The organism is Paenibacillus sp. FSL L8-0708 (assembly GCF_038009325.1).
Lineage (GTDB): Bacteria > Bacillota > Bacilli > Paenibacillales > Paenibacillaceae > Paenibacillus_AQ > Paenibacillus_AQ odorifer.
Genome location: NZ_JBBPBC010000001.1, coordinates 5033675 through 5056609, shown reverse-complemented (window position 1 = coordinate 5056609; position 22935 = coordinate 5033675). Strand labels below are relative to the sequence as shown.

General features: G+C 43.6%; 22 protein-coding genes. 20 read left to right on the top strand and 2 right to left on the bottom strand.

The window, feature by feature from the left end; all coding sequences use genetic code 11:
* The first annotated feature begins 57 nt into the window (after window positions 1-57).
* The 12 genes from NYE58_RS24175 to NYE58_RS24120 all read left to right on the top strand — a co-directional run bounded on the left by NYE58_RS24175 (window position 58) and on the right by NYE58_RS24120 (window position 13615).
* A complete protein-coding gene (locus NYE58_RS24175; RefSeq protein WP_244886359.1) occupies window positions 58-741 on the top strand; it encodes an MgtC/SapB family protein in 684 nt (227 codons plus the stop codon).
* A 467-nt stretch (window positions 742-1208) separates the two neighbouring features.
* The gene (locus NYE58_RS24170; protein ID WP_076276077.1) at window positions 1209-2366 is read left to right on the top strand and encodes an ROK family transcriptional regulator; all 1158 of its coding nucleotides are present in this window, start codon (window positions 1209-1211) and stop codon (window positions 2364-2366) included.
* Between the two features lie 28 nt (window positions 2367-2394).
* Window positions 2395-3399 carry an asparaginase gene (locus NYE58_RS24165; protein ID WP_341003203.1) on the top strand — a complete coding sequence of 335 codons (1005 nt, stop codon included), beginning with the start codon at window positions 2395-2397 and terminating at the stop codon, window positions 3397-3399.
* Window positions 3400-3488: 89 nt separating this feature from the next.
* Window positions 3489-5093 (top strand): glutathione ABC transporter substrate-binding protein, encoded by a 1605-nt coding sequence (locus NYE58_RS24160; RefSeq protein WP_076141089.1) that lies wholly within the window; start codon window positions 3489-3491, stop codon window positions 5091-5093.
* Between the two features lie 112 nt (window positions 5094-5205).
* Window positions 5206-6129 carry an ABC transporter permease subunit gene (locus tag NYE58_RS24155; RefSeq protein WP_036689023.1) on the top strand — a complete coding sequence of 308 codons (924 nt, stop codon included), beginning with the start codon at window positions 5206-5208 and terminating at the stop codon, window positions 6127-6129.
* A 147-nt stretch (window positions 6130-6276) separates the two neighbouring features.
* Window positions 6277-7107 carry an ABC transporter permease gene (locus NYE58_RS24150; RefSeq protein ID WP_370510612.1) on the top strand — a complete coding sequence of 277 codons (831 nt, stop codon included), beginning with the start codon at window positions 6277-6279 and terminating at the stop codon, window positions 7105-7107.
* A 13-nt stretch (window positions 7108-7120) separates the two neighbouring features.
* Window positions 7121-8122 (top strand): ABC transporter ATP-binding protein, encoded by a 1002-nt coding sequence (locus NYE58_RS24145; protein ID WP_076129893.1) that lies wholly within the window; start codon window positions 7121-7123, stop codon window positions 8120-8122.
* Window positions 8119-9111: an ABC transporter ATP-binding protein gene (locus tag NYE58_RS24140; protein ID WP_139332068.1), complete on the top strand. Its 993-nt coding sequence runs from the start codon at window positions 8119-8121 to the stop codon at window positions 9109-9111. The genes NYE58_RS24145 and NYE58_RS24140 overlap by 4 nt, the downstream gene beginning before the upstream one ends.
* Window positions 9112-9152: 41 nt before the next feature.
* Window positions 9153-10592, top strand: coding sequence for a leucyl aminopeptidase family protein (locus NYE58_RS24135; RefSeq protein ID WP_341003200.1), 1440 nt, complete (start codon window positions 9153-9155; stop codon window positions 10590-10592).
* 24 nt (window positions 10593-10616) lie between these two features.
* On the top strand, window positions 10617-11309 hold the full coding sequence (locus NYE58_RS24130; protein ID WP_076219992.1) for a copper homeostasis protein CutC: 693 nt from the start codon (window positions 10617-10619) through the stop codon (window positions 11307-11309).
* 28 nt (window positions 11310-11337) lie between these two features.
* Complete coding sequence (locus NYE58_RS24125) at window positions 11338-12288, top strand: ROK family protein (RefSeq protein ID WP_076219993.1); 951 nt, start codon at window positions 11338-11340, stop codon at window positions 12286-12288.
* A 49-nt stretch (window positions 12289-12337) separates the two neighbouring features.
* On the top strand, window positions 12338-13615 hold the full coding sequence (locus NYE58_RS24120; RefSeq protein WP_076129888.1) for an alpha-L-fucosidase: 1278 nt from the start codon (window positions 12338-12340) through the stop codon (window positions 13613-13615).
* 392 nt (window positions 13616-14007) lie between these two features.
* On the opposite strand, the gene NYE58_RS24115 is transcribed toward NYE58_RS24120, so the two are convergent.
* Both NYE58_RS24115 and NYE58_RS24110 read right to left on the bottom strand, forming a co-directional pair.
* Window positions 14008-15003 (bottom strand): HAAS signaling domain-containing protein, encoded by a 996-nt coding sequence (locus NYE58_RS24115; RefSeq protein ID WP_076129887.1) that lies wholly within the window; start codon window positions 15001-15003, stop codon window positions 14008-14010.
* A complete protein-coding gene (locus NYE58_RS24110) occupies window positions 14990-15337 on the bottom strand; it encodes a PadR family transcriptional regulator (protein WP_076129886.1) in 348 nt (115 codons plus the stop codon). The genes NYE58_RS24115 and NYE58_RS24110 overlap by 14 nt, the downstream gene beginning before the upstream one ends.
* A gap of 339 nt (window positions 15338-15676) precedes the next feature.
* Here NYE58_RS24110 and NYE58_RS24105 point away from each other — a divergent pair, with 339 nt between their 5' ends.
* The 8 genes from NYE58_RS24105 to NYE58_RS24070 all read left to right on the top strand — a co-directional run bounded on the left by NYE58_RS24105 (window position 15677) and on the right by NYE58_RS24070 (window position 22638).
* The gene (locus tag NYE58_RS24105) at window positions 15677-15799 is read left to right on the top strand and encodes a hypothetical protein (RefSeq protein WP_341003197.1); all 123 of its coding nucleotides are present in this window, start codon (window positions 15677-15679) and stop codon (window positions 15797-15799) included.
* Between the two features lie 109 nt (window positions 15800-15908).
* Window positions 15909-16604 carry a response regulator transcription factor gene (locus NYE58_RS24100; RefSeq protein ID WP_076276081.1) on the top strand — a complete coding sequence of 232 codons (696 nt, stop codon included), beginning with the start codon at window positions 15909-15911 and terminating at the stop codon, window positions 16602-16604.
* Between the two features lies 1 nt (window position 16605).
* Entirely contained in the window at window positions 16606-17946 is a 1341-nt protein-coding gene (locus NYE58_RS24095; RefSeq protein WP_341003195.1) for a sensor histidine kinase, read from the top strand.
* A gap of 98 nt (window positions 17947-18044) precedes the next feature.
* On the top strand, window positions 18045-18758 hold the full coding sequence (locus tag NYE58_RS24090; protein ID WP_076306958.1) for a CPBP family intramembrane glutamic endopeptidase: 714 nt from the start codon (window positions 18045-18047) through the stop codon (window positions 18756-18758).
* 80 nt (window positions 18759-18838) lie between these two features.
* On the top strand, window positions 18839-19306 hold the full coding sequence (locus NYE58_RS24085) for a MarR family winged helix-turn-helix transcriptional regulator (protein WP_076219998.1): 468 nt from the start codon (window positions 18839-18841) through the stop codon (window positions 19304-19306).
* A gap of 87 nt (window positions 19307-19393) precedes the next feature.
* On the top strand, window positions 19394-20365 hold the full coding sequence (locus tag NYE58_RS24080) for a ring-cleaving dioxygenase (RefSeq protein WP_076281476.1): 972 nt from the start codon (window positions 19394-19396) through the stop codon (window positions 20363-20365).
* Between the two features lie 26 nt (window positions 20366-20391).
* Window positions 20392-21453 carry an LLM class flavin-dependent oxidoreductase gene (locus tag NYE58_RS24075; RefSeq protein ID WP_217696585.1) on the top strand — a complete coding sequence of 354 codons (1062 nt, stop codon included), beginning with the start codon at window positions 20392-20394 and terminating at the stop codon, window positions 21451-21453.
* Between the two features lie 90 nt (window positions 21454-21543).
* Window positions 21544-22638: a winged helix DNA-binding domain-containing protein gene (locus NYE58_RS24070; RefSeq protein ID WP_341003190.1), complete on the top strand. Its 1095-nt coding sequence runs from the start codon at window positions 21544-21546 to the stop codon at window positions 22636-22638.
* Window positions 22639-22935 lie beyond the last annotated feature (297 nt).

Sequence of the window (22935 nt, the reverse complement as noted above, 5' to 3'; positions counted from 1 at the left end):
ATACAATAAATAGATTATCGAATTTATCCTACGTGGTACTAATCCAACATACATATCATGATGAAAGAAGGTGAAGGTATGGAGTTTGAGTATTTGCTTCGTGTAATTGGCGCGGGAATTTGTGGCGTATTAGTTGGATATGAACGCAAAAGCCGGATGAAAGAAGCTGGAGTTAGAACACATTTTGTTGTGGCCTTAGGTGCTGCACTCATGATGGTCATCTCCAAATATGGGTTTCAGGATCAAGCGGATTGGCCTAATCTTTCTCTTGATCCCGCTCGGATAGCTGCTCAGGTAGTAAGCGGAGTAGGTTTTTTGGGCGCAGGAATGATTTTTATGCAAAGACACACAGTCAAAGGGCTCACTACTGCTGCAGGGATTTGGGCAACAGCCGGAGTGGGCATGGCTATAGGGTCTGGTCTTTATATTCTTGGCGTAGGAGCAACGATAATCATTTTACTTGGGCAAAAGATCTTACACAGTCGTAATAGCTGGCTGGCCGCACCAAAAACCCAACAGCTCGTTATAAGTCTAGCTAACACAGAAGGCGCTATGGGCCGAATTCAAGAGTTGCTTAAAGAACACAAAATCGCTGTTCTAAGTTTTCATGCTGAAAATAACAGTGTAGAATCCGAATTAAACGTAGAAATCGTTGTAAGATTGCCTGAATCATTTAATCCAGTACAATTGTTATCGATGATCCAAGAGGACGCAGCGGTTAAGACCGTTGAGTTTCAATGATTTTTTAGCACCTTCGATGTAACTAACTCACTTCGCATCAAAAGCTACCTCCTTTTTGAGAGTTTCCTTTTGATGCGAGTGTTACCTTCAATTTACCATCGATTCACACACCCTCACATTAATCCAAGCAAAATACCACTTTCAGTCTTTCTGTTCCAATTAATAGGTTCAAGATTCAAATTAAATGCTAATTCATGGGCTTATATGTTATGTCTGTGTTATATATTGAGTGGTTTTTGTGTTGGTTATCTTTCGTTAACCGCTTACATTTATTTTTAAATAAAAAATATGTCATTTATATTGACACATAAACCATGACCCTTTATCATTAATCCCATCACTGGAGAAACTAAATTAAAATTTAAATCAAAGAATACATTATCAGCGCTTTATTTGCAAATAATTTCTTATTTTTGTGGTTTATTAATCCAATTAATGCACTGGAGAAAATAATTAGGAGAATGCCCGTGAAAAAGCACGATCAGGATTTTATGAAGCGACAAAATCGTTTAACGGTTTTCGAAATTATAAAAAATCAACAACCGATTTCTCGCGCTTCTATTGCTAAACAGACTGGTATGAGTCCTACGACTGTAAGTCGAATTGTCGGAGAGTTGACGGAGGAAGGATATTTACTCGATTCAGAGCAGGTATCATCAGGATTAGGTCGGAAATCAACGTTAATAGGTATGATGGACGCTTCTGTATTATCGGTTGGCGTTGAACTGGATCGCAGTCTTATGTCTATTGGAATTGTGGACTTACAAGGACAGCTTATCTGCAGTAGTCAATTTCCCCGTACACCAGACGAAAGCCCGGATGGAACGCTGGAACGGATTCATGAAGCCATTGAGCAATTGTTCCAGCAGCATGTGATTGACAGAACACGTATCGTGGGTATTGGCGTTGGACTTCCCGGCATTGTGAATAACGAAGAAGGAATTGTTGTCTTCTCTGTTCAGCTAGGATGGAAAAATGTGCCGTTAGCCAAACGCTTGAAAGAGCTGACAGGTTTTGAAATCGCTGTGGACAATGAGCTGAAAGTAAGGGCTCTTGCTGAACATCTTAAAGGAGCCGCAGTCGGCTCAAGCCGTACGGCATTATTGGGTTTCGGTCAAGGCGTGGGTTCTGCGATGATTCTCGAGGGAGAGATTTATCGAGGGGTGATGAACAGTGCGGGTGAAATTGGGCATACGACAGTAGATCCTAACGGAATGATGTGTGAGTGCGGCAAAGCGGGCTGTTTACAGACCTATATAAATATCAGTTCTTTATTATCTGAAGCTAATCGGATTCGCCCGATCCGTACGATTGAGGAGTTATTCGCAGCAAAACATGCAGGAGAACAATGGGCGATTCACTTGATCGACCGTGCACTCATGTATATGGCCATCACCATTAATAATGTCGTATGCATGTATAACCCCGACAGCGTGATTTTAAGTGGAGAACTCGTGGACAAATTCCCGGATATATACGAAGAAGTTGAGCAGCTGTACCTCTCGCGCTTTACCTGGGAGCCGCTTCGTGGTTCCTTTACGATTCATCGCTCGTTGCTGAATGAGAAGGGTGTAATTATCGGATCGGGACTTTTATCGCAGAATCGATTTTTTGCCTTAGATTAAATTAACTACTACTGGGGAGGTTGTACAGATGGGATTTACAACATTGGTAGAAGAATATCGTGGTGGCCTGCTGGAGAATGTGCATTATGGTGCAGTTAGTGTAGTTGATGAGAAGGGCAACATTTTGTACAAAGCAGGCGATCCGGAGCATATGACTTATCTTCGCTCTGCTGCTAAGCCATTCCAAGCTTTGCCGGTAATGAAACGCCGGATCGATGAAGTATATGGTTTGACAAGTAAAGAAGCTTCGCTGTTTACCGCTTCACACCGGGGAGAAGTCTTCCATATTGAAGCGCTTGAAGCTCTTTTTCAGAAAATGGGATTAAAAGAAGAGTCACTACATTGCTGCTCTACATACCCGCTGAATGAAGAAGCCAAAGCAGAACGTCACCGGGCAAATGAACCCACTCGTAAAATCTTTCATAACTGCTCAGGCAAACATGCAGGGTTAATGGGCCTTAGCAAATATATGGGTTGGGATATAAACACTTATTACGATCCTAACCATCCTGTACAACAGGAGATTCTTGAGATGATGGCTTATATCGCTGAAGTTCCCAAAGCGTCCATCCCGCAAGGTATTGATGGCTGTGGACTTCCTATCTTCGCACTTCCGCTTCATAAAATCGCTTATTCCTATCTAAAGCTAGCGTGTCCCGATTTAATTGAGGATACGGATATACGTAACGCAACCGCTGCCATTGCAAAACTTATGAACGATAACCCGGTTATGATTGCTGACACGAAATTTGTATGCTCAGAGCTCCTGAAGGATGACAATCTGACGGCTAAGGGTGGAGCAAAAGGGGTATACGGTATCGGACTCCGTAAGGAACGAATGGGTATATCACTGAAAGTATCCGACGGATCAGAACAAGTCTGGCCATGTATTATCGCATCGATTCTAGAACGTATTGGTTACAGCAATCAAGACACAATTGATCGCCTATATGCACTCGTGCCTAACACGATTGTTAATGATGGCGGTACTGTAGTCGGCGAACGCCGTGCTGTATTTCAATGGGAGATCTAGAGCATAAGGTCAAGAATAATCTTCAAGTTTGGTGATTAATCGGACTAGAAGCTTTTCTAATACATCGTTTGAATAGGGGAGTGTAAAAAATGAAAGCAAAAGGAAAAGTATGGTCAATGTTCATGCTGCTGCTTATTACAGTAGTAGTGACTGCAGGGTGCGGCAACAAAGCGAGCAACGAGGGACAAAACGGCAATACTGCTGGTGGAACTGAAACTAGCACCCCAACTACAAAGAATGATAAAGACATTGTAATTGCCATCAATTCTAACTTTATTACGCTGGACCCTCATAACGCAAGCGATACGCATTCAATCAGCGCTGCCAGAACGATGTACGAAGGTCTGATGGGTTTTGACGAGAATATGAACGTGGTTCCTGTTCTTGCCGCAAGCCATTCCATAAGTGAAGACGGCTTGGTCTACACGTTCACGCTGCAAGAGAATGTTAAATTCCAAGACGGTACTGACTTTAATGCTGAAGCGGTTAAAGTAAACATCGCCCGTATTCAAGATGAGAAGAACAATCTGAGACTGCGCAAAAGCTTCGCAAAGGTAGCGAAAGTGGAGACTCCTGATGCTAAAACCGTGGTTATTACACTCAGTGAGCCGTACAACGCATTTTTAAATAAAGTAGCTATGGCACCTATTATTAGTCCGAAAGCTTTAGAAGAAAATGGCACCGATATTTCGAAAAATCCTGTAGGGACGGGACCATTTAAGTTCAAAGAATGGGTGCAAGGCGACCGCTTGGTTGTCGTTAAGAACCCTGATTACTGGCAAGCGGGCTTGCCAAAAGTGGATAGTGTGACCTTTAGACCTGTGCCAGAGAATGGATCACGGATAGCCATGCTAAAAACCGGCGAGGCAGATTTTATTTATCCAATGCCAACGGAGCAAGTATCTGAGGTTGAAGGTCTTGAAGGAATTACTGTAGATACCATCGATTCGACAATTGTCCGTTATGTAACGTTAAATACGATGAAAAAACCTTTTGATGATGTGAAGGTTCGTCAAGCCATTAACTATGCTATCAATAAAGAAGCTTATATCAAAGTTGTGAAATCGGGTCTTGGTGCTAAGCTTGATTCCACGATGTCTTCCAAAACACAATACTATTCCCCGCAAACAGGTTATGACTATGACATTGAAAAAGCTAAACAATTGCTTGCTGAAGCAGGATATCCTGATGGATTCGAAACCGAAATTTGGGGTGAAAATGAATCCGAAACTATGAAGGGGATGCAATTTATTCAGCAACAGCTAGCACTTGTAGGGATTAAGGTAGACGTGAAATCCATGGAAGGCGGCACATTGTCCGACCAAATTAACTCTGCTAAGACACCAGAAGAAGCAAAAATTCAAATGTGGTATGTCAGCTGGTCTCCGTCTTCAGGTGATGCAGATGGTGCAACCAGAGGGTTGTTCAGTAGTGAAATGTTCCCGCCTGCTGGCTCAAATACAGCCTATTACAAAAATGAAAATGTAGACAAATGGATCGCTGAGGCGAATAAATCTGTTGATCCAGAAGCGGCTAAATCCATCTATGGCAATATTCAAAAAACAATTTGGGAAGATGCTCCATGGGCATTCATGGGCGTCGACCAAATCATCTCAGGCAAAAGATCGTATCTGGAAGGAGTTAAGGTCTTCCCGGATGGTTCCATTAATGTCCTGAATGCAGAAGTGAAATAATGCTAAACAAACGTTAGGTTTAATATCCCAAGAAATGAACGAGGCCGCTTCTGTAGTATGGTGGGAAGCGGCCTCACTAAATCATTTGTCGATACTGAAGGGGGCTTATGAGTTGGGTAGATATGCTTTACAAAGACTCCTCGGGGTTATTCCGCTGTTGTTCATTGTATCGGTGCTTGTCTTTTTGTTTATTCACTTAATCCCAGGCGATCCAGCCCGACTTATTGCCGGTAAAGATGCTACGCTTGAAGAGATTCGTGGAATTCAGGAGCAGCTGGGTCTCAATCTGCCTTTGTGGAAGCAATACATAAACTACATGGGTGATCTGCTAAGTGGGAATCTGGGCAATTCGATCCGTTCAGGGATCCCGGTTACTGACATGCTGGAAAGCAGAGTAATGCCTACGTTGTGGCTGACTTTTCTTAGTATGGCCTGGGCTCTAATTATTGGTCTTCTAATTGGCGTGGTTTCAGCCGTTTATCGCAATCGGTGGCCGGATCATTTAGGGACGTTGACAGCCATTTCAGGGATGTCTATTCCTGGATTTTGGTTAGGCTTGGTACTCATTCAAATTTTCTCGGTAGAGCTTGGTTGGTTTCCAACGGGTGGTGTTGATTCATGGAAGTCCTATATTCTTCCTTCCATTACACTCGGGATGGGAATTATGTCTATGTTGGCCCGTTATTCTAGGTCATCTATGCTGGAGACCCTTCGGGAGGATTATATCCGTACAGGACGTGCAAAAGGCTTACGCGAGTATGTTGTTATCGGCAGGCATGCGCTGCGCAACTCTTTGATTCAGGTGGTTACCGTAGCTGGACTTCAGTTTGGGTTCCTGCTCGGCGGCTCTGTAATGGTTGAGACGGTATTCAGTATTCCGGGTCTTGGCAGGCTGCTAGTAGACTCCATTTTGTTCCGGGATTATACAGTCATTCAAGCCTTACTGCTTCTGTTTGCTACACAATTTATTCTTATCAATCTATTAGTAGATTTATTGTATGGTGTTCTTAATCCGAAAATAAGGTTTTCTCAGTAGCTAATGCGACTAAGAAGCAGAATTTCAATAGATTTATAGGGTGAATTTAGGATCAGGAGGGATATCATGAGTGACAATTCGGCGGTGATGGGAGCAAAATCTCCATTACCCGGAGAGGTACTGGCCCCGGAGAAAACAAAAGGCCGTATGGGTGTTTTTTTACGTAAGTTCAGTAAACAAAAGATGCCCCTTGTGGCCGCATTTTTTATTATATTGCTATTCCTAATTGCAATTTTCGGGCCATTTCTGACCCCGTATAATCCTGATGAACCAAACTACGATGCTCTTATGGCAGGTCCTTCTGCTGCACATTGGGCCGGGACAGACGAATATGGCCGTGATATTCTAAGCCGTCTGATTGATGGTACTCGCTTAACCTTAGCGGTCAGTCTCAGTTCCGTCTTAATCGCAGGTGTACTTGGAACTATCCTAGGTCTGTTAAGCGGATATTATGGCGGTTGGCTAGATCGGATAATTATGCGTGGCAGTGATGTACTATTTTCTTTTCCTGACTTGCTGCTTGCCATTGGGATCGTCGCCATTCTCGGTCCGGGTCTATCCAACGTTGTTATCGCAGTTGCAGTCTTTGGTACTCCATCGTTCGCCCGAATTATTCGGAGCGTAACGCTGTCTGCGAAAGAAACATTGTTTGTGGAAGCGGCTCGTTCCATGGGAGCGAAGCATCGCCGGATTATTTGGCGTCATATTTTTCCTGAGACCGTGCCCAGCATTATCGTTAATCTATCCATGAAGATTGGCGGAGCGATCTTGGCCGCTGCATCATTGAGCTTTCTCGGAATGGGTGCAAAAACAACAGAGCCCGATTGGGGCGCAATGTTAAGTATGGGACGTGATTATTTAAGTATTGCTCCACATATCGTTTATTTTCCGGGGATAGCCATCTTTTTAACAGTACTTGCATTTAACCTGGTCGGGGACGGACTGCGTGATGCTCTTGATCCCAAAATGAAAAACTAAGGAGGGACAAGACATGACTCAACATTTGTTGGATGTACAAGGGCTGAAAACGGAGTTCAAACGCGGCGATGGAAGTATAACTGCGGTTGCGGGGGTAGACTTTGCTATTAAAAAAGGTGAAGTGCTAGGCCTGGTTGGTGAATCTGGTTGTGGCAAAAGTGTAACCTCATTATCGATCATGCGGTTGCTTAAAGATACGCCGGGCAGAATTTCTGAAGGTTCTGTGCGTTTTGAAGGAAAGGACTTGACGAAGATTTCTGAGAAGGAGATGCGCCAAATCCGGGGAAATGATCTGGCAATGATTTTTCAGGAGCCGATGACCTCTCTTAATCCAGTGCTGCGGATTGGGCTGCAATTAACAGAGCCGATTAGACTGCATTTGGGTTATGGACGCAAGAAGGCTCGTGAGCATGCGATTCATATGTTGCGGCTTGTAGGTATCCCTCGCGCAGAGGAATTAATCGATGAATATCCGCATCAACTATCCGGCGGGATGAGACAGCGGGTTATGATTGCAATGGCCATGTCTTGTCATCCAAAGCTGTTGATTGCCGATGAACCCACGACCGCACTCGATGTAACGATTCAAGCGCAAATTCTTGATCTGATGAAGCAGTTGAAAGATGAACAGGATATGGGAATGCTGCTCATTACCCATGATCTTGGAGTAGTTGCGGAATTATGTGACCGGGTAGTTGTTATGTATGCTGGTCGTGTGGTGGAAGAAGCCTCTGTTCAGGAGCTGTTCGCCAGACCGCAACATCCGTATACCAAGGGATTGATTCAATCGGTACCTAAGCTGCGCCAGAATGTACATCGCTTGGAGTCTATAAAAGGGAATGTGCCAGACCTTTCACAAATGCCTGCCGGCTGTAAGTTTGCGCCACGCTGCGAATTTGCCATGGAGCGTTGTCTGTCGCAAGAACCTGAGCTACTTCCGATTGAGGGGCTAGAGCGCAAAAGCCGTTGTTGGCTTACACAGCAGGAGGACACGGAAGGAGCGGGATGTTTATGAAAGAGACTCCATTAATTGAGGTTAAGGGTTTGAAGAAGTTGTTTTCTGTGAAGAAGGGCTTCTTCGGAACGACTAAATATTTACACGCCGTTGATGGGATTTCATTCGCCATTCGTAAGGGAGAAACGTTCAGCCTTGTAGGTGAAAGTGGCTGTGGAAAATCGACTACGGGCAGGCTGGTGACTCGCTTACTGGAACCCAATCATGGAGAAGTATGGTTTAAGGGACAAAATATTAGCCATATCTCAGACAACCAGATGCGGCCTCTGCGCAAAGATATGCAGATGGTGTTTCAAGACCCTTATGCTTCACTTAATCCCCGCATGAAGGTGAAGGATCTTGTCGCCGAACCCCTGCTTATTCATACAAAGCTGTCCTCTAAAGAACGGGATAAACTAGCTTGCGAACTGCTAGAGACCGTTGGATTGAACAGTTTCCACGCCGAGCGATTCGCGTTTGAGTTCAGCGGTGGACAGCGGCAACGGATTGGGATTGCCCGGGCTCTGTCCGTTCGCCCAAGTCTAATTGTGGCGGATGAACCCGTGTCAGCGCTGGATGTATCGATTCAGTCCCAAGTGTTGAATCTGTTACAGGACTTGCAGGAGGAATATGGCCTGACGTATTTATTCATCTCTCATGATCTCAGTGTGGTCGAGCATATTAGTGATCGAATTGGGGTTATGTATCTGGGTTCTCTTGTGGAGACGGCTGATAAGGATACATTGTATGACCGTCCCTTGCATCCTTACACCCAAGCGCTGCTATCTTCAGTTCCTGTGCCCGATCCAAGCTTGAAGAAGGAACGCATTATTCTAAAAGGGGATCTTCCAAGTCCAGTTGATCCGCCGACGGGCTGTCGTTTTCATACAAGATGCCCTTCCTGTATGGAAATCTGTAAGCAACATGTGCCTGTATTCCGGGAAGTTGAACCCGGTCATGAGCTCGCTTGTCATCTGTTTGATGAAGAAATGTTGAAACTAGAACGATAATTTTAAATGTGAGTACACTTTACGGAAAAGAAGGGACAGCTATGAATATCTTGTTCGATTCCGCTAATGGGGCGGATACGCTTATCTACTTAGCCTATGAAGAGGAGCCATTTCCTCTTCGGCTGGGAGAAGCTCACAAACAGAGTGGCAGTGTGACATGGTTATATGCTCGCTCTGAGGAAGAGTCCGATGTGATAGCAATTGGAATGGGAAAACGCCGGGCTCTTACGCTTGAGAAAGTTCGCCGAGCAGCGGGATCTGCCGCCCGTACAGCTCTAAGAGAAGGACGAAATTCAGCTTCATTTGTTCGTAGGACAGCAGAAAGTAATATTTCCGCTGCGGATGAGCTGCAAGCATGGATTGAAGGCTGGCTTCTTGGATTATATCGTTTTCAAACCTATCGTGGCGTTACTAAAATAGACATTTCAGTTGATTTGCTGCTCCAGACAGCCGATTGGCCTGAACTGACTAAGCCTGAACTGGAAGTTGTACTAAGTACTGGCCGCATGCGCGCTGAAGGAGCAGTAGTTGCTCGCGATCTGGTGAATGAGGTGCCCGGGACTCTAAATCCGGATCGGTTCGCAGAATGGATGGTCGAATATTTCGAGCGTGATAACGCAGCAGTGAAAGTTCATGTCTACCGGGGGCAGGAGCTGGTTGACCTACAGATGAATGGGTTGCTGGCGGTTGGAGCTGGCAGTAAACACTCCCCAGCCCTCGTTGAAATTCGCTATGAGAGTAACCCTGAATTGCCAATGCTGGCATTGGTGGGTAAAGGTGTTACCTTCGATTTGGGTGGGATGAATGTTAAGACCGCAAGTGATATTAGCGATGCACGTATGGACATGGGTGGCGCAGCAGCTGTTCTTGGGGCGCTGGATATTTTAGTGCGGAATCAAGCTCATGTAAATGTGACCGCGTTGATCCCCGTTGTTGATAACGTACCAGATGCTGAAGCAATGCTGCCATCGTCTGTTATACGCTATCCTAATGGGCTGACGGTTCAGGTTGCAAATACGGATGGCGAGGGGCGGCTTATTATCGCGGATGCTCTTATTCATGCAGCAAATATCGGGGCAACTAAGGTCATTGATATTGCAACACTTACTGGAAATGTTGGCGCAGCGTTAGGATTAGGTATCGCCGGCATATGGGGTGATGGAGAGATGACGCAGAGCCTCGTCGAAATCGGTGAGCGCAATGGAGAACGACTGTGGCCCATGCCGCTTATGGATGAATACGAAGTCGATCTTCGAAGCAATTACGCTGATCTGCGCAACGTTAGTACTTCACCTTTTGCAGGTGCGATTACAGCAGCGCTTTTTATACGGCGTTTTGTAGCGGAATCGCTGAGCTGGGTTCATATTGATATGGCTGGGACGGTTCAGTACAAACAGGATGTGGGGTATTCAGAAGCTGGAGCAACGGGCTATGGTGCCCGACTGCTCGCTGATTATGTCATGAAACAGGCACAACAATAACAACCGGAAGAGTGGAGGAAAGTTATGAGATTGGAAGTCATCGCTACCTGTATGGACGATGCCCTTACAGCAGAAGCGAACGGGGCTGACCGCCTGGAGCTCATTACTGCGATTACGGAAGGCGGATTAACACCAGGGATAGGATTGGTGCAACAAGTTGCCAAATCGGTTAACATTCCTGCGTTTGTTATGGTTCGCCCGCACAGCCGTTCTTTTTGCTATTCAAAGTATGACATTTTGACCATGGCAGCAGAGATAAAGCAAATTGCAGCCAGCGGTGCGGCGGGGATTGTGCTTGGTGCGTTAACCCCGGAAGGGACTATCGACGAGCGAGCGCTTGAAACATTATTGCCGTTGACCGAGGGATTGCAAGTTACCTTCCACCGTGCTTTTGATGAGTTGAAGGATCAAATTGAAGGTTATCGAACGCTTTGTAAGTATCCGCAAATTACGCGTGTGCTCACTTCTGCCGGGCCAGGTCCGGCACCTGAAGCTATTCCTGCTATGCGGAAGCTAGTCGAGGAATCAAGGGGTAAATCGGTAAGTATACTGGCTGGAAGCGGTCTGAAGCCGGAAGGTATTACTTCATTTATACATCAGACTGGAGTAACAGAAGTACATTTTGGGTCGGCTGTACGTTATGACAAAGATGCTTTGTCGCCAATCGATCCAGCAGCCTTACGGGCGTTAGCGGAGAGTATTCATTCTAACGGCTAATAATAGATAGTGAAAAGGTGAATGGGTTATGCAGAAGGTTGAGAGCTACGTAGTTGGAATCGATTTAGGAGGCACAAAAATTGCCGCAGCATTGTTTGATTCAAAGGGGACCGTGTTGAAACGGGAATTGATGGAAACGGCTGGGGCGCGTACCGCTAAAGAAGTGGTGCAGCGAATGATCGATATGATCCGCTCCGTATCCGAAGGGCGACCACTCACAGGAGTGGGTCTGGCTTCTCCCGGAGCTGTAAATAGCCAGGACGGGATCGTTATTCACGGCACCAATCTTCCGGAGTGGGACAATGTTCCACTGAAGCACTGGATGGAGTTGGAGCTAGGCGTTGAAGTAAAGGTAGTGAATGATGCGAACGCTGCGGCTTGGGGCGAGTATGTCCGAGGTGCTGGCAAAGGTGCAGACAACATGGTTTATGTTACCTTTAGCACAGGGATTGGAGCAGGTATCGTCATTGACGGCAAGCTGCTTCTTGGCAAAAATTCATTTGCTGGTGAACTAGGTCATAATATTATTGACCCGAACGGAACGGAATGCAGCTGTGGAAGATTTGGCTGCTGGGAAGTTTTCGCTTCGGGCACAGCGATTCGGGATATGGCGCTGCGAAGTATGGAGAGCAGACCGTCGATGATTACGGAACTGGCTAATATAAATGGAGAAAAAATTACTTCGCGGCACGTATTTGAAGCCATGGCACTTAACGATCCCGTGGCCGTCGAGGTTATTGACCGGAGTATTCATTATATGGCACTAGGTCTAGCCAATGCAGTACATACGTTCAATCCTGATCGGATCGTGATCGGTGGAGGCGTGAGTAAGGCTGGAGATTTGTTATTCCCTGCACTGGTGGAGAAGACGGAGCTATTTGTCATGGATCCTTATAAGGGTACTTTTACAATTGAACCTGCCGCGCTCAAAGACGATGTAGGCCTAATTGGAGCAGCTGCATTATTTCATACCACTTAGGTGGAGTGAATGATTGATCACAGCTTTCATTAACGGAGGAGTTGGAGAGATGGGTACAAGAGAAGAAAGAACGAAATGGTTCTTACAGGATAGGTTCGGGATGTTTATCCATTGGGGATTATATTCAATTCCTGCTAGAGGGGAATGGATACGCGGCAACGAGCGGATGAGTAGAGAGCATTACATGACGTATTTCGATGAATTTGACGCCTCTCGATATGACCCGAAGAAATGGGCAAGTGCAGCCAAAGCTGCGGGTCAGAAATATGCTGTGCTTACGACCAAACATCATGACGGGTTCTGTCTGTTCGATAGTAAGCTGACTGATTTCAAAGCGACTAATACGCCTGCTGGGCGTGATCTAGTGCGGGAATATGTAGACGCTTTCCGTGCTGAAGGGATTGCAGTAGGTCTATATTACTCTATCATAGACTGGCACCATGAGGATTATCCCGGTTATGGAGATAAGGCACATCCTGATCGGGATAACGAAGCGGTCAAAGATAAGCCGATTGATTTCGATAGATACTTGGAGTATATGCATGGGCAAGTAAAGGAACTGCTCACCAATTACGGTAAAATCGACATTATGTGGTTTGACTTCTCCTACGATAATATGACAGGGGAGAAGTGGAAGGCGACGGAGCTTATCCGGATGATTCGTTCCATACAACCTGATATTATTATCGACAATCGATTAGGTGGCAATATTCGTGCGGCAGAACCTGAGGAGTATGCTGGAGATTTCTTCTCCCCCGAGCAGATCATTCCGCCTGGCGGCATTGTTGACGTAAACGGGCAATCCATCCCTTGGGAAGCCTGCATTACCCTGAATGACAACTGGGGTTATCATTCCGAGGATAAGAATTATAAATCGACCAAGCAAGTCATCCGTACGATGGTCGAATGTATCAGTAAGAATGGTAACCTGCTCCTCAATGTTGGACCAGATGCCAAAGGTGAAATGACGCGGGAATCCCTGGTTATCCTTGACGAAGTTGGGGAGTGGATGCGCCTTAATGGAGATAGTATTTATGGATGCGGGAAGTCTTTGCTACCTAAGCCAGAGTGGGGACGTTATACGCAAAAGGGCAATAAATTGTATGCGCATGTCTACGACCGTGGAATTGGCCCGATCTATTTCCAAGGCTTGAAAGGGAAGATTAATAAGGCTAGATTACTACGTGATGGTACCGAGCTAAAGGTGGAGGTGCCGTGGATGGCTGAGGAATATTCGGATGTTGACGGTGGAGCTTTTATTACATTAAAAGGCGCGATGTTACCTGATGAGATGGATACGGTTATCGAGCTTGAACTATTTAATTAAATCAGAAGGAGTTGTCCCATATGCCCTGAATGGCTGCTGAGACAACTCCTTTTTTTCGTATTCTTCGCCAACATTTGCACATACGAAACACCTATCGGACACAGATGACTCTAAACCCAGAAATATCGCACTTTTGGGATGCCAACGGACTGCATAGTCGTTATTGGCTTGAAACACCCCCGATATGGAGCTGATTCTAGGGAATAGCGTCATTGGAATCCGAAGCCCTGTTCCAAAGGCAGAAAATGTGCAAATAACGTCATCTGGGTCCGCAACTCTCAGAGGGGGGTGACAATGTTGAAGTTGTTGAAGCATTTGAAGCAGGCATTCAACGAGTCAGAAAACAAAGCGGCGATTCTCCAAATAACAGGAGAATCGCCGTTCTGTGAATACTAAAGGCGAGCCTTGCGGAAGCCCTCATATATATTGAGGACCGCGACTAAAATCAAGATTGCTATTCCTCCACCTACTAGTCCCGTTTCAAATTGGTTAGCTGTAGTGTTTAATAAATTAGACATGTAATTAATAAATTCTTGGTTAAATACACTCGGATTTATAAGGATAACAGCGAATACAATAAGTACAATGAGCTCAAGGACCGTATTACATAATGCTAATTCTCTAGTCCATTGTCTCTTGATTAATTTATATATAGTTAACGCGACTTCTAATCCGATCACAATAAGAATAATAGGCCAATAATCAAGTAATACATGCTGATTAAAAGCTGGGGCCACGAAGTTAAGTGCGCCTTCACCGCCTCTATAGACTCTGATCAGGTGTTCAGCATTAAAATAAACAGTAGCCCAAATGGCAGTCCACAGTAAACTTCCGAACACTTCGAAGCTTGTAATTGCTTTTTTCTTATGGACAAGCGCGATATCCTTCAAATCATCAGGAGTCCATTTCCTTAATTTTGTAGTAAGAGGATGACCTTCCTTTCCTTTATCCGCCCGTTCGATAATAGCGAACACAACAGTTATCCAGAAAAAGACTTGGATGCCTACTTCAAGGAAGGTTCCAATTCCTGTACTTATAACTGCAGTAACAATATCCGCAACTGTTTTATCGCCGCTGTAGCCAATCAAGTAATCAGCAACCAGAGCGATTAAAGAAACAACTACAGCGATGGGTATAATCATTTTTAATAACGTAACATATAAATCGAAATAGCGTGGGCCGATGAGATACATGGGCTGATCGCGGTACTCACTAGCTAAAATAGCTGGATTGCCCAATTTTGCAAGGACGGCTTTTACCTCTTTTTCGTCATAATCATCCGGTAACATATCCTCGATGGTTGAGCGTAATTCTAATGCGATGTCTTCCCGATTTTGTTCTGGTAACCTCCGAGTAACTTCATGAATGTAAATCTCAATCAGCTTCATGGTCATCCTCCCCTTGTAATAGGCCGTAGAGTTCTTTCGAATTCTTAAGCCATTCTTCCTTTAGCTGTAAAAAAATCTCTACGCCATAGTCACTTAGAACATAATACTTACGGGGTCTGCTCTCGGATGTGTCCCAGCTGCTCGTCACTAATTCCTGTTTCTCTAATCGGCGAAGTAATGGATATAGGGTGCTTTGATCGATGATGATGCTGGATTCCTCCAACAATTGAACGAGCGAATATCCATACTGGGGCGTTCGTAATTGACTTAAAACGGCTAGCGTTAACGTACCTCTTCTAAGCTCTGTGATTAAAGAATTTAATAAAGTACTCATTCACCCACCTCATTATTTAAAATATAAGGATTTATAATCTCTTATAAATTGTTCTTATATTTTTGGTTTAGACGCTTGCTGTCCTTAAGAGGACGTCGAAGTCGTTTATACTTACTATGTGTCATACAGTATTCGATCTATACTATGCATCATACACTATTGTTGTTCCAACATCAATTGAATAAAATAATCTTCTGAGAAATAAATAAGAAAATTTTTCTATTTTGTGAAGCAGTTTGATTAAAAGGAGGTCGTGAAATGATTCCATTTTTTAGTGACATCCTGAATGCTTCTACATGGGAGGTAGTTGAACCGGTTCATAAGGGCTGAGAGTTATTGTTGAGAACGGCGGAGATTTCCCATTATGATCAGAAAAAACGGGAGTATGATCATTACGAAGTCGAGGAACTTGGAATTATTGATTTTAATAGATTTGATTATGGTGATCCATGGGTATTTTAATCATGATGTTCCAGATGTATTCTTTAGGCTTTATATACCGAAGTGGTATTGGCAAGTTATACTGAGTGAAAAGACTCAGCTATTTGAGAATAGTTAGGGGAATTAAGCGATGAATATACTGATTGCTGAAGATGAAGCTGATATAAGAAAACTAGCGAAAATACATTTAGAAGATCGATCCTATCGAGTATTCGAAGCCAAGGATGGCATTGAGGCTTTAGAGGTTGTTAATCAACATGAAATAAATCTTGCCATTCTGGATATTGTAATGCCCAGGCTTGATGGGCTTAATCTGCTGCGACGGATAAGAGAGAAAAGCCATATTCCGGTTATCTTGTTAACTGCCCGCGGTGAAGAAATTGATAAGATAGTGGGCTTAGGCCTTGGAGCAGACGATTATATGGTGAAGCCATTTAGTGCTTCAGAGCTTGTGGCTAGGGTTGAGGCGCAGCTGAGACGAAGAAATGTATACGATCTCAGCCAATCGATAACTGAAGAAACAATCCAACATAGAGAATTGAAGCTGAATTTAAAGGAATGTATGTTGTACATAAATGAAAGTCCAGTTCTTCTAAATGCCAAGGAATATAAGGTGTTACAATGTCTGATGCAGAGTCCTAATCAAATTTTTACGCCCAAAAAGTTATATGCAGCGGCGTGGGAAGAAGATTTCTATAGTGATAATAATACGATTATGGTTACCATCAGCCGTCTAAGGAATAAGATCGAACGGGACCCACACCATCCCGAATATATCGTTACAGTGCGTGGACTAGGTTACAAATTCTACAACCCAGGTAAATAAGATGAGAAAACAAAATATATCCTATCAATTGTTAAAAAACTATATCGCGATCTTTCTTATAACAACGGTTATAACGATATTGGTGATTGTTGCTTTGTTTTGCATGAACAGGCTGGGATCTAAGGACATTATTTATAATCAGTTAACGGCTGCTAAGCTTATGCAAAATGACTATCAAAGAATTGACACTAGTGTTGTTAATGATGTCGGGGGCAGTTTACAGGTTGTGAATTCCAATTACGAAGTCATACACTCCATTGGCAACAATCCATTTACGTCCAAGCAGATTAGTGTCAAAGAATTTACGGATTTTCTAATGAATACTGGCGCTAACAAAGATATGATCACTGTTGAATATAATGAGCAGGAACAATTTTGGCTGATCGTCTCTTTACCTATACAAGTGAAAATGACAGGCAGTTTCCATTGGAATTCAGATTCACCTATGCAGGATCATACCCTTCAAATGCTTGGGTTTATTGGGTTAGGTTATTTGTTGATTCTGATTCTAAGCACGATGATTTATGCGAGAATTACGGCGGTTAGTTTCATTAAACCCTTAGACCAGTTGTCCGCTGCTGTTGAAAAGGTTAAGAATGGGGATTATTCAGCAAGAGTGCAGGTAGGCGGGAATCGGGAGTTTAGTCAACTGGAGCAGGCTTTTAATCATATGGCAGAAGTGATTCAGATCCAGACCTCGTTAAAAGAACAGAGTGAAAACAATCGAAAAAATCTAATATTGGATATATCCCATGATTTAAAAAATCCATTAACAAGTATTATGGGTTACGCAGAGCTTGAACTAAAAGAACAGGGGAGCGGTCGGATAGAACATTTGGAATTTGCCAAAATAATATACGAAAATAGTATCCGTGCCAATGTATTGATTCAGGATTTGTTTGAATTATCGAGAATGGAAAGTCCCGAATTCCGCTTGGATGTTACAACAGATGATTTCTCAGAATATTTGAGAGAAGAAATGATACATATGTTGCCCGAGCTTGAGGCTGCGGGTCTGATCCCTGATTTTGTAATCGAGCCAGAAGAAATAATTCTACAGTTTGATAAAAAAAGAATGAATCGAGTATTCTCAAACCTGCTTTATAATGCCATCGCTTATCAGGAGCAAGGTTCTACGTTTCAAGCTGTGCTGGAAAAGGTGAATGATGGAGCCAAGCTTACTTTTATTAATTACGGCCAACCATCAGCCTTGAACCCGGCAGGTTCTGGATTAGGGTTACTCATTGTTCAAAAAATAATAGCTGCTCATGGAGGGACTGTTCAGCTGAATACGCAAGATAACCAGTTTGAAATTATAATTGAGCTGAACCGGCAAATTTAAGGTCTATGTAAGATTACATTAAGTCGTATGAAATTTCCCAATGCTAAAATGGTTGATATTCAGTCTATTAACAATTTTACTTGGGGGATTAGATTATAATGATTGATGAAAAATTAAGTAAAAGGCAATTGATCTTGGGCATTATATTAGCAGTAATGTACTTTTTAGGATTGTTCTCCATTCTCTTGATCAGGCCGGTTATGGGAATTCTTAACCATGTTTTTATTTGGCAGCCAGAACAACAAAATCGAATGGCCTTAATGTTGAATAGTCTGATCTACATAGGAGTGATTATAGGTTTTAGGAGATTCTATAAACAAGCTATTCAAGATTTCGGACAATACTGGGTCCGTAATATGTTATGGATGGTTTGGGGACTTTGTTTGATTATTATCATCGGAAGTATGTTGATCCCCACACTAATTTCCATTTTTCATCCTATTACAAAGTCTGTTAATGAGGTGGATTTACGGGCAATGTTGTCCTCGTATCCATTTATTTTTACAGTGAACGTGGTATGGATTGGCCCCGTGATTGAAGAATTAGTATATCGGGTTACCATTTATAGAACGATCCGCAGGAAAAGTCGTCTTCTGGCTTATCTGATATCCTCCTTTTTATTTGGCTTCCAGCATGTCTATAGAGCCGTGGTGTTCCAGAGCAACTATAACGAAATGTGGAATATCTTCTCCTATATGGCTGCTGGATTAATCTTTGCCTACCTATATGAGAAAAGAAAAAATATATTAGTGCCTATAGGCGCGCACATGTTTAGTAATGGTTTATCTGTGCTTCTCTATTTCTTAAGTTAATACGAAACTTGACTTCATATCAGATTACTAGTAAACTGATAATCAAATAGATCCAATTCCAAAGCAATGGATGTGGCATAATGCGAGACAATGGATTCACTGAAGACAACAAACTAAGCTTATTGATCTGGCTGCGGCTGGTAAGAGTTTATGACAATAGTAACGATCTTTCCAATGAGTTCTTGAAGCAGTTTGATTTAACGGTTAGCCAGTTTGATGCGTTAGTACAAATACTATTACATCAGCCTGTGACACAGATGGAAATGGCCGAGCATTTAACCATTACTAAAGGTGGAGTATCACATATGCTTGGCAGATTAGAAAAAGAAGGATGGATTGAACGCAAGCAGGATTGGAAGGTGAAGTATATTTCTTTAACTGAAAAGGGCCAGGCGCTTATCGAGAAGGTTCTTCCTTTGCAATCGGATTTCCAAGCTTCGTTATTCGATCCACTGACGGACGACGAGAAGAAAGTATTTTACAGCATGCTTAAGAAGATTCACCGCCATAGCCTGAATGAGAATCGAATTCCACAAGGAGTTCAGTAGTATTGTAAAAGCTTTATTCTGAATAAAGCTTCCTTTTTTCAGCATCAGTTTACTAGTAAACCATAATCATATTAGGAGGAAATTAAAATGAGCCAACCACAAATAACCGGACAACATCATGTATCAATGATTACTAAAGACGCTAAACAAAACCTATGGTTTTATACAGAGGTACTGGGACTAAGACTTGTCAAAAAAACCGTAAATCAGGACGATCCAACCATGTACCATTTATTCTATGGCAACTCTAATGGCGCTCCAGGCACCGAGGTATCCTTTTTTGAAATGCCGAATGCAGGCCAGACCCGGAAAGGAACGAACAGTATTTCTGCAATCTCTCTTCTCGTTCCTAGCGATGAGGCTTTAGTATATTGGGCTAGCAGATTAGATACATTTGAAGTTGCTCATGAAGCTATCGTAAGTATAGAGGAGCGCAATTCGCTTACTTTTCAGGATAGTGATGAATTAACGGTTCATCTGGTTTCCGCAGAAAAAGATAATGTGACTCAGCTGGTAGAACCTTGGATTACTGATGATATTCCACCACAATATGCCATTGTTGGATTGGGTCCCGTTGAATTGACTGTCCGTGAGGCTAGCCGTACAAAGGCTGTTTTGGAGGATATTTTAGGCTATACACAAGTTCGTAGAGTTCCATCCATGGGTGATCCGAAGGTTATGGTGGATATTTATGAAACAGCTAAAGGCGGCTTGTACACTGAGCTACAGCTCAAAGAAGTTAATGATCAAGACCGGGAAAGACCGGGAAGAGGGAGTGTCCATCATGTGGCTATAAGAGTGAAGGATCTGGAAGAATTAACCGCATGGGCTGCTAAAATCACAGCTGCAGGGTTCAAGAACACAGGGGTCATTGATCGTTATTACTTCCATTCCTTGTATTTCCGTGATCCGAACCATATTCTTTTCGAGCTTGCTACAGATGGTCCAGGGTTTGAGATTGATGAATCTTTTGACACATTGGGCGAGAATTTGACCTTGCCTTCTTTTCTGGAAGAACGCCGGGAAGAGATTGCATCGAAGCTTCATCCTATCCAATAATACAGCTAAGAAAGTAGGACATCATCATGATGGAACAATATAGAATCGACGAGAATAAGGGTTTAGAAATAGGTTTATATACTTTAGGTGATCATGTTGCAGATGCCTTAACAGGTAAACCAATCAGTGAACGACAACGGATTCAAGAGATCATTGCTGCCGCCAAATTAGCAGAGGATGCTGGATTAGATGTATTTGGAGTGGGGGAGAGTCATCAGGCGAAATTTATTACTTCAGCAGCATCGGTCGTACTTGGAGCTATAGCAAACGCAACGGAACGAATCAAGCTTATCAGTTCAGCGACTGTATTGAGCACAGCGGATCCTGTACGTGTACATGAAGAATTTTCGACATTGGATTTGTTATCCGGAGGCAGAGCAGAGATTGTTGCTGGACGTGGATCACGATTAGGAGCTTATGAACTGTTCGGATATGACGTGAGGGATTATGAAGAATTGTTCGAAGAGAAGATTGAATTGCTTATGAAAATAAATAACGAAAAAAGAATTACCTGGGAAGGGCAATTCCGTCCTGCTCTGAATGATATGGAGATTTTTCCGAAGCCTCTGAATGGTAAACTGCCTATCTGGCGAGCGGTTGGTGGACCTCCGGCAAGTGCAGTTAAGGCAGGAAGAATGGGCATCCCGATGATGCTGGCTGTTCTAGGTGGACCTGCTTCAGCGTTCAAGACCTCTGTGAATATGTATCGTCAGGTTGCCGCACAATCAGGTTTTAATCCGGCAGAGCTGCCGGTGGGTACAACCACCCTTTTATATATCGATAAAGATTCACAGCAAGCATTCCGTAACTATTACCCATATTTAAATCACATGATGAAAGAGCTTCGTGGATCAGCGTACCCTAAAGACCAATTTGCTGAAGCCATGAGTGTGAGAAATGCGCTGCTCGTAGGCAGTCCACAACAGGTCATTGAAAAAATCCTTTATCAACATGAGCTGTACGGACACAATCGTTTTCTGGCTCAGATTGATATTGGTGGTTTACCTTATGCTCAGGTTGAGCAAATCATTGATTTGTTGGGATCGGTAGTCGCACCAGCCGTAAGACGGGCCACAGCTAAGAAATAAGAAAAACTATGAGATTGGAAAAAATTATATTAAAATTATTCCAATAAGGTTAAACGATGGTTTGAGAAGGATCACTTAAGGAGGCAAAGTGTGACGAATAAAATGATAGCTGCGCAACGTTTATACAACCAGAAGATCGTTGATTCCAAGCTAATCAAGCCCGAACAGGTCGTTAAAGAATTAGGGGCAGTACAGGCGCAGGATTACATGCAGGCGATGTGGGCGATCGGGTTACGTACTCCCTCTTCGAGTTTAGCTGATATAGAGCGTGCTATCGCTGATCGTAAGATGATTCTGAATTGGACGCTGCGAGGTACGCTTCATTTTGTCCCACCGGAAGATGTAAAGTGGATGCATCAGCTATCTGTGCCGCGTTTAGCAGGACAAACAAAGCGGCGGAATGCAGAGCTTGGGCTAGATGATCAGACACTAGAACGTTGTAGACATATTATAGTTAATGCTTTACAAGGTGGAAAGCAGCTAGATCGTGCACTTCTACTTCAACTTATAGAAGAAGAAGGTATTCACACAGGGAACCAGCGTGGTTATCATATGTTGTGGAATGTTGCGTACCAAGGGTTGATTTGTTTCGGACCGATGAATGGTAAGCAGCAAACGATTGTTTTGTTAGAGGAATGGGTGCCACAGTTTCGAGAACTTTCTTACGATGAGTCATTGTATGAACTCGCTCGGAGATATTTCACCGGACATGGTTTAGCAACTGTTCAAGATTTTGCTTGGTGGGCAGGCATCACCCTTACCGATGCTAGAAGAGGTCTGGAAGCGGCCAAAAGTCAACTGCAATCAGAGGTTATTGATGGCAGTGAGTATTGGATGTCTGCTCATCGGCTAGAGCCAGCTGCTGAGGACTCGGGCGTTCATCTGCTTCCGGGTTTTGATGAGTACATTCTGGGTTATAAAGACCGAAGTGCCGTTCTAGAGCCCGACGTTGCTCCTTTAATAGTTCCGGGGAATAATGGTGTTTTTCTTCCGACGATTGTTGTGGAGGGTCAGGTGGTGGGTAAATGGAAAAGAACCCTAAAGACCAAGGGGATTGAGATTATGATCCATCCTTTTGCCGATCTGGGCGATACGGAAAAGTTGGTACTTAAAGAAGCTGAGCGATATGCCGCATTTATTGGGCTGCCAGTACTCAAAATGAATGTGAGTGGTTCATTGAGATGAGTATTTCACTATTCTCACTATTCTCACCATTTTCATCTTTCTTACCATTCTTTTGTGTGCTTCTTTCTCGCTAACGGACACCGTTGCGCTTATTAGCACCTAAATGCTAATTTGCTGAGTTTTTCGGACTCCAATGCAGTTATTCCCGTCGCAGCACCTCTTTTGACCCCTATTTTTGCGGAATAGCGGCATCTGGGTCCGATAGATTCGTAAAAAGGCTATTTTTAGCTCAATAGCGTCTCCTGAGTCCGAACGGCATAATGGGTGAGGGGTGAGGGGTGAGGGGTGAGGGGTGAG

What these genes read in the sequence shown, in the direction of transcription:
- NYE58_RS24175 (WP_244886359.1), top strand. Translation starts at nt 58, where the DNA reads ATGATGAAAGAAGGTGAAGGTATGGAGTTTGAGTATTTGCTTCGTGTA.
- NYE58_RS24165 (WP_341003203.1), top strand. Translation starts at nt 2,395, where the DNA reads ATGGGATTTACAACATTGGTAGAAGAATATCGTGGTGGCCTGCTGGAG.
- NYE58_RS24160 (WP_076141089.1), top strand. Translation starts at nt 3,489, where the DNA reads ATGAAAGCAAAAGGAAAAGTATGGTCAATGTTCATGCTGCTGCTTATT.
- NYE58_RS24150 (WP_370510612.1), top strand. Translation starts at nt 6,277, where the DNA reads ATGGGTGTTTTTTTACGTAAGTTCAGTAAACAAAAGATGCCCCTTGTG.
- NYE58_RS24145 (WP_076129893.1), top strand. Translation starts at nt 7,121, where the DNA reads ATGACTCAACATTTGTTGGATGTACAAGGGCTGAAAACGGAGTTCAAA.
- NYE58_RS24140 (WP_139332068.1), top strand. Translation starts at nt 8,119, where the DNA reads ATGAAAGAGACTCCATTAATTGAGGTTAAGGGTTTGAAGAAGTTGTTT.
- NYE58_RS24135 (WP_341003200.1), top strand. Translation starts at nt 9,153, where the DNA reads ATGAATATCTTGTTCGATTCCGCTAATGGGGCGGATACGCTTATCTAC.
- NYE58_RS24130 (WP_076219992.1), top strand. Translation starts at nt 10,617, where the DNA reads ATGAGATTGGAAGTCATCGCTACCTGTATGGACGATGCCCTTACAGCA.
- NYE58_RS24125 (WP_076219993.1), top strand. Translation starts at nt 11,338, where the DNA reads ATGCAGAAGGTTGAGAGCTACGTAGTTGGAATCGATTTAGGAGGCACA.
- NYE58_RS24120 (WP_076129888.1), top strand. Translation starts at nt 12,338, where the DNA reads ATGGGTACAAGAGAAGAAAGAACGAAATGGTTCTTACAGGATAGGTTC.
- NYE58_RS24115 (WP_076129887.1), bottom strand. Translation starts at nt 15,003, where the DNA reads ATGAAGCTGATTGAGATTTACATTCATGAAGTTACTCGGAGGTTACCA.
- NYE58_RS24110 (WP_076129886.1), bottom strand. Translation starts at nt 15,337, where the DNA reads ATGAGTACTTTATTAAATTCTTTAATCACAGAGCTTAGAAGAGGTACG.
- NYE58_RS24100 (WP_076276081.1), top strand. Translation starts at nt 15,909, where the DNA reads ATGAATATACTGATTGCTGAAGATGAAGCTGATATAAGAAAACTAGCG.
- NYE58_RS24095 (WP_341003195.1), top strand. Translation starts at nt 16,606, where the DNA reads ATGAGAAAACAAAATATATCCTATCAATTGTTAAAAAACTATATCGCG.
- NYE58_RS24090 (WP_076306958.1), top strand. Translation starts at nt 18,045, where the DNA reads ATGATTGATGAAAAATTAAGTAAAAGGCAATTGATCTTGGGCATTATA.
- NYE58_RS24085 (WP_076219998.1), top strand. Translation starts at nt 18,839, where the DNA reads ATGCGAGACAATGGATTCACTGAAGACAACAAACTAAGCTTATTGATC.
- NYE58_RS24080 (WP_076281476.1), top strand. Translation starts at nt 19,394, where the DNA reads ATGAGCCAACCACAAATAACCGGACAACATCATGTATCAATGATTACT.
- NYE58_RS24075 (WP_217696585.1), top strand. Translation starts at nt 20,392, where the DNA reads ATGATGGAACAATATAGAATCGACGAGAATAAGGGTTTAGAAATAGGT.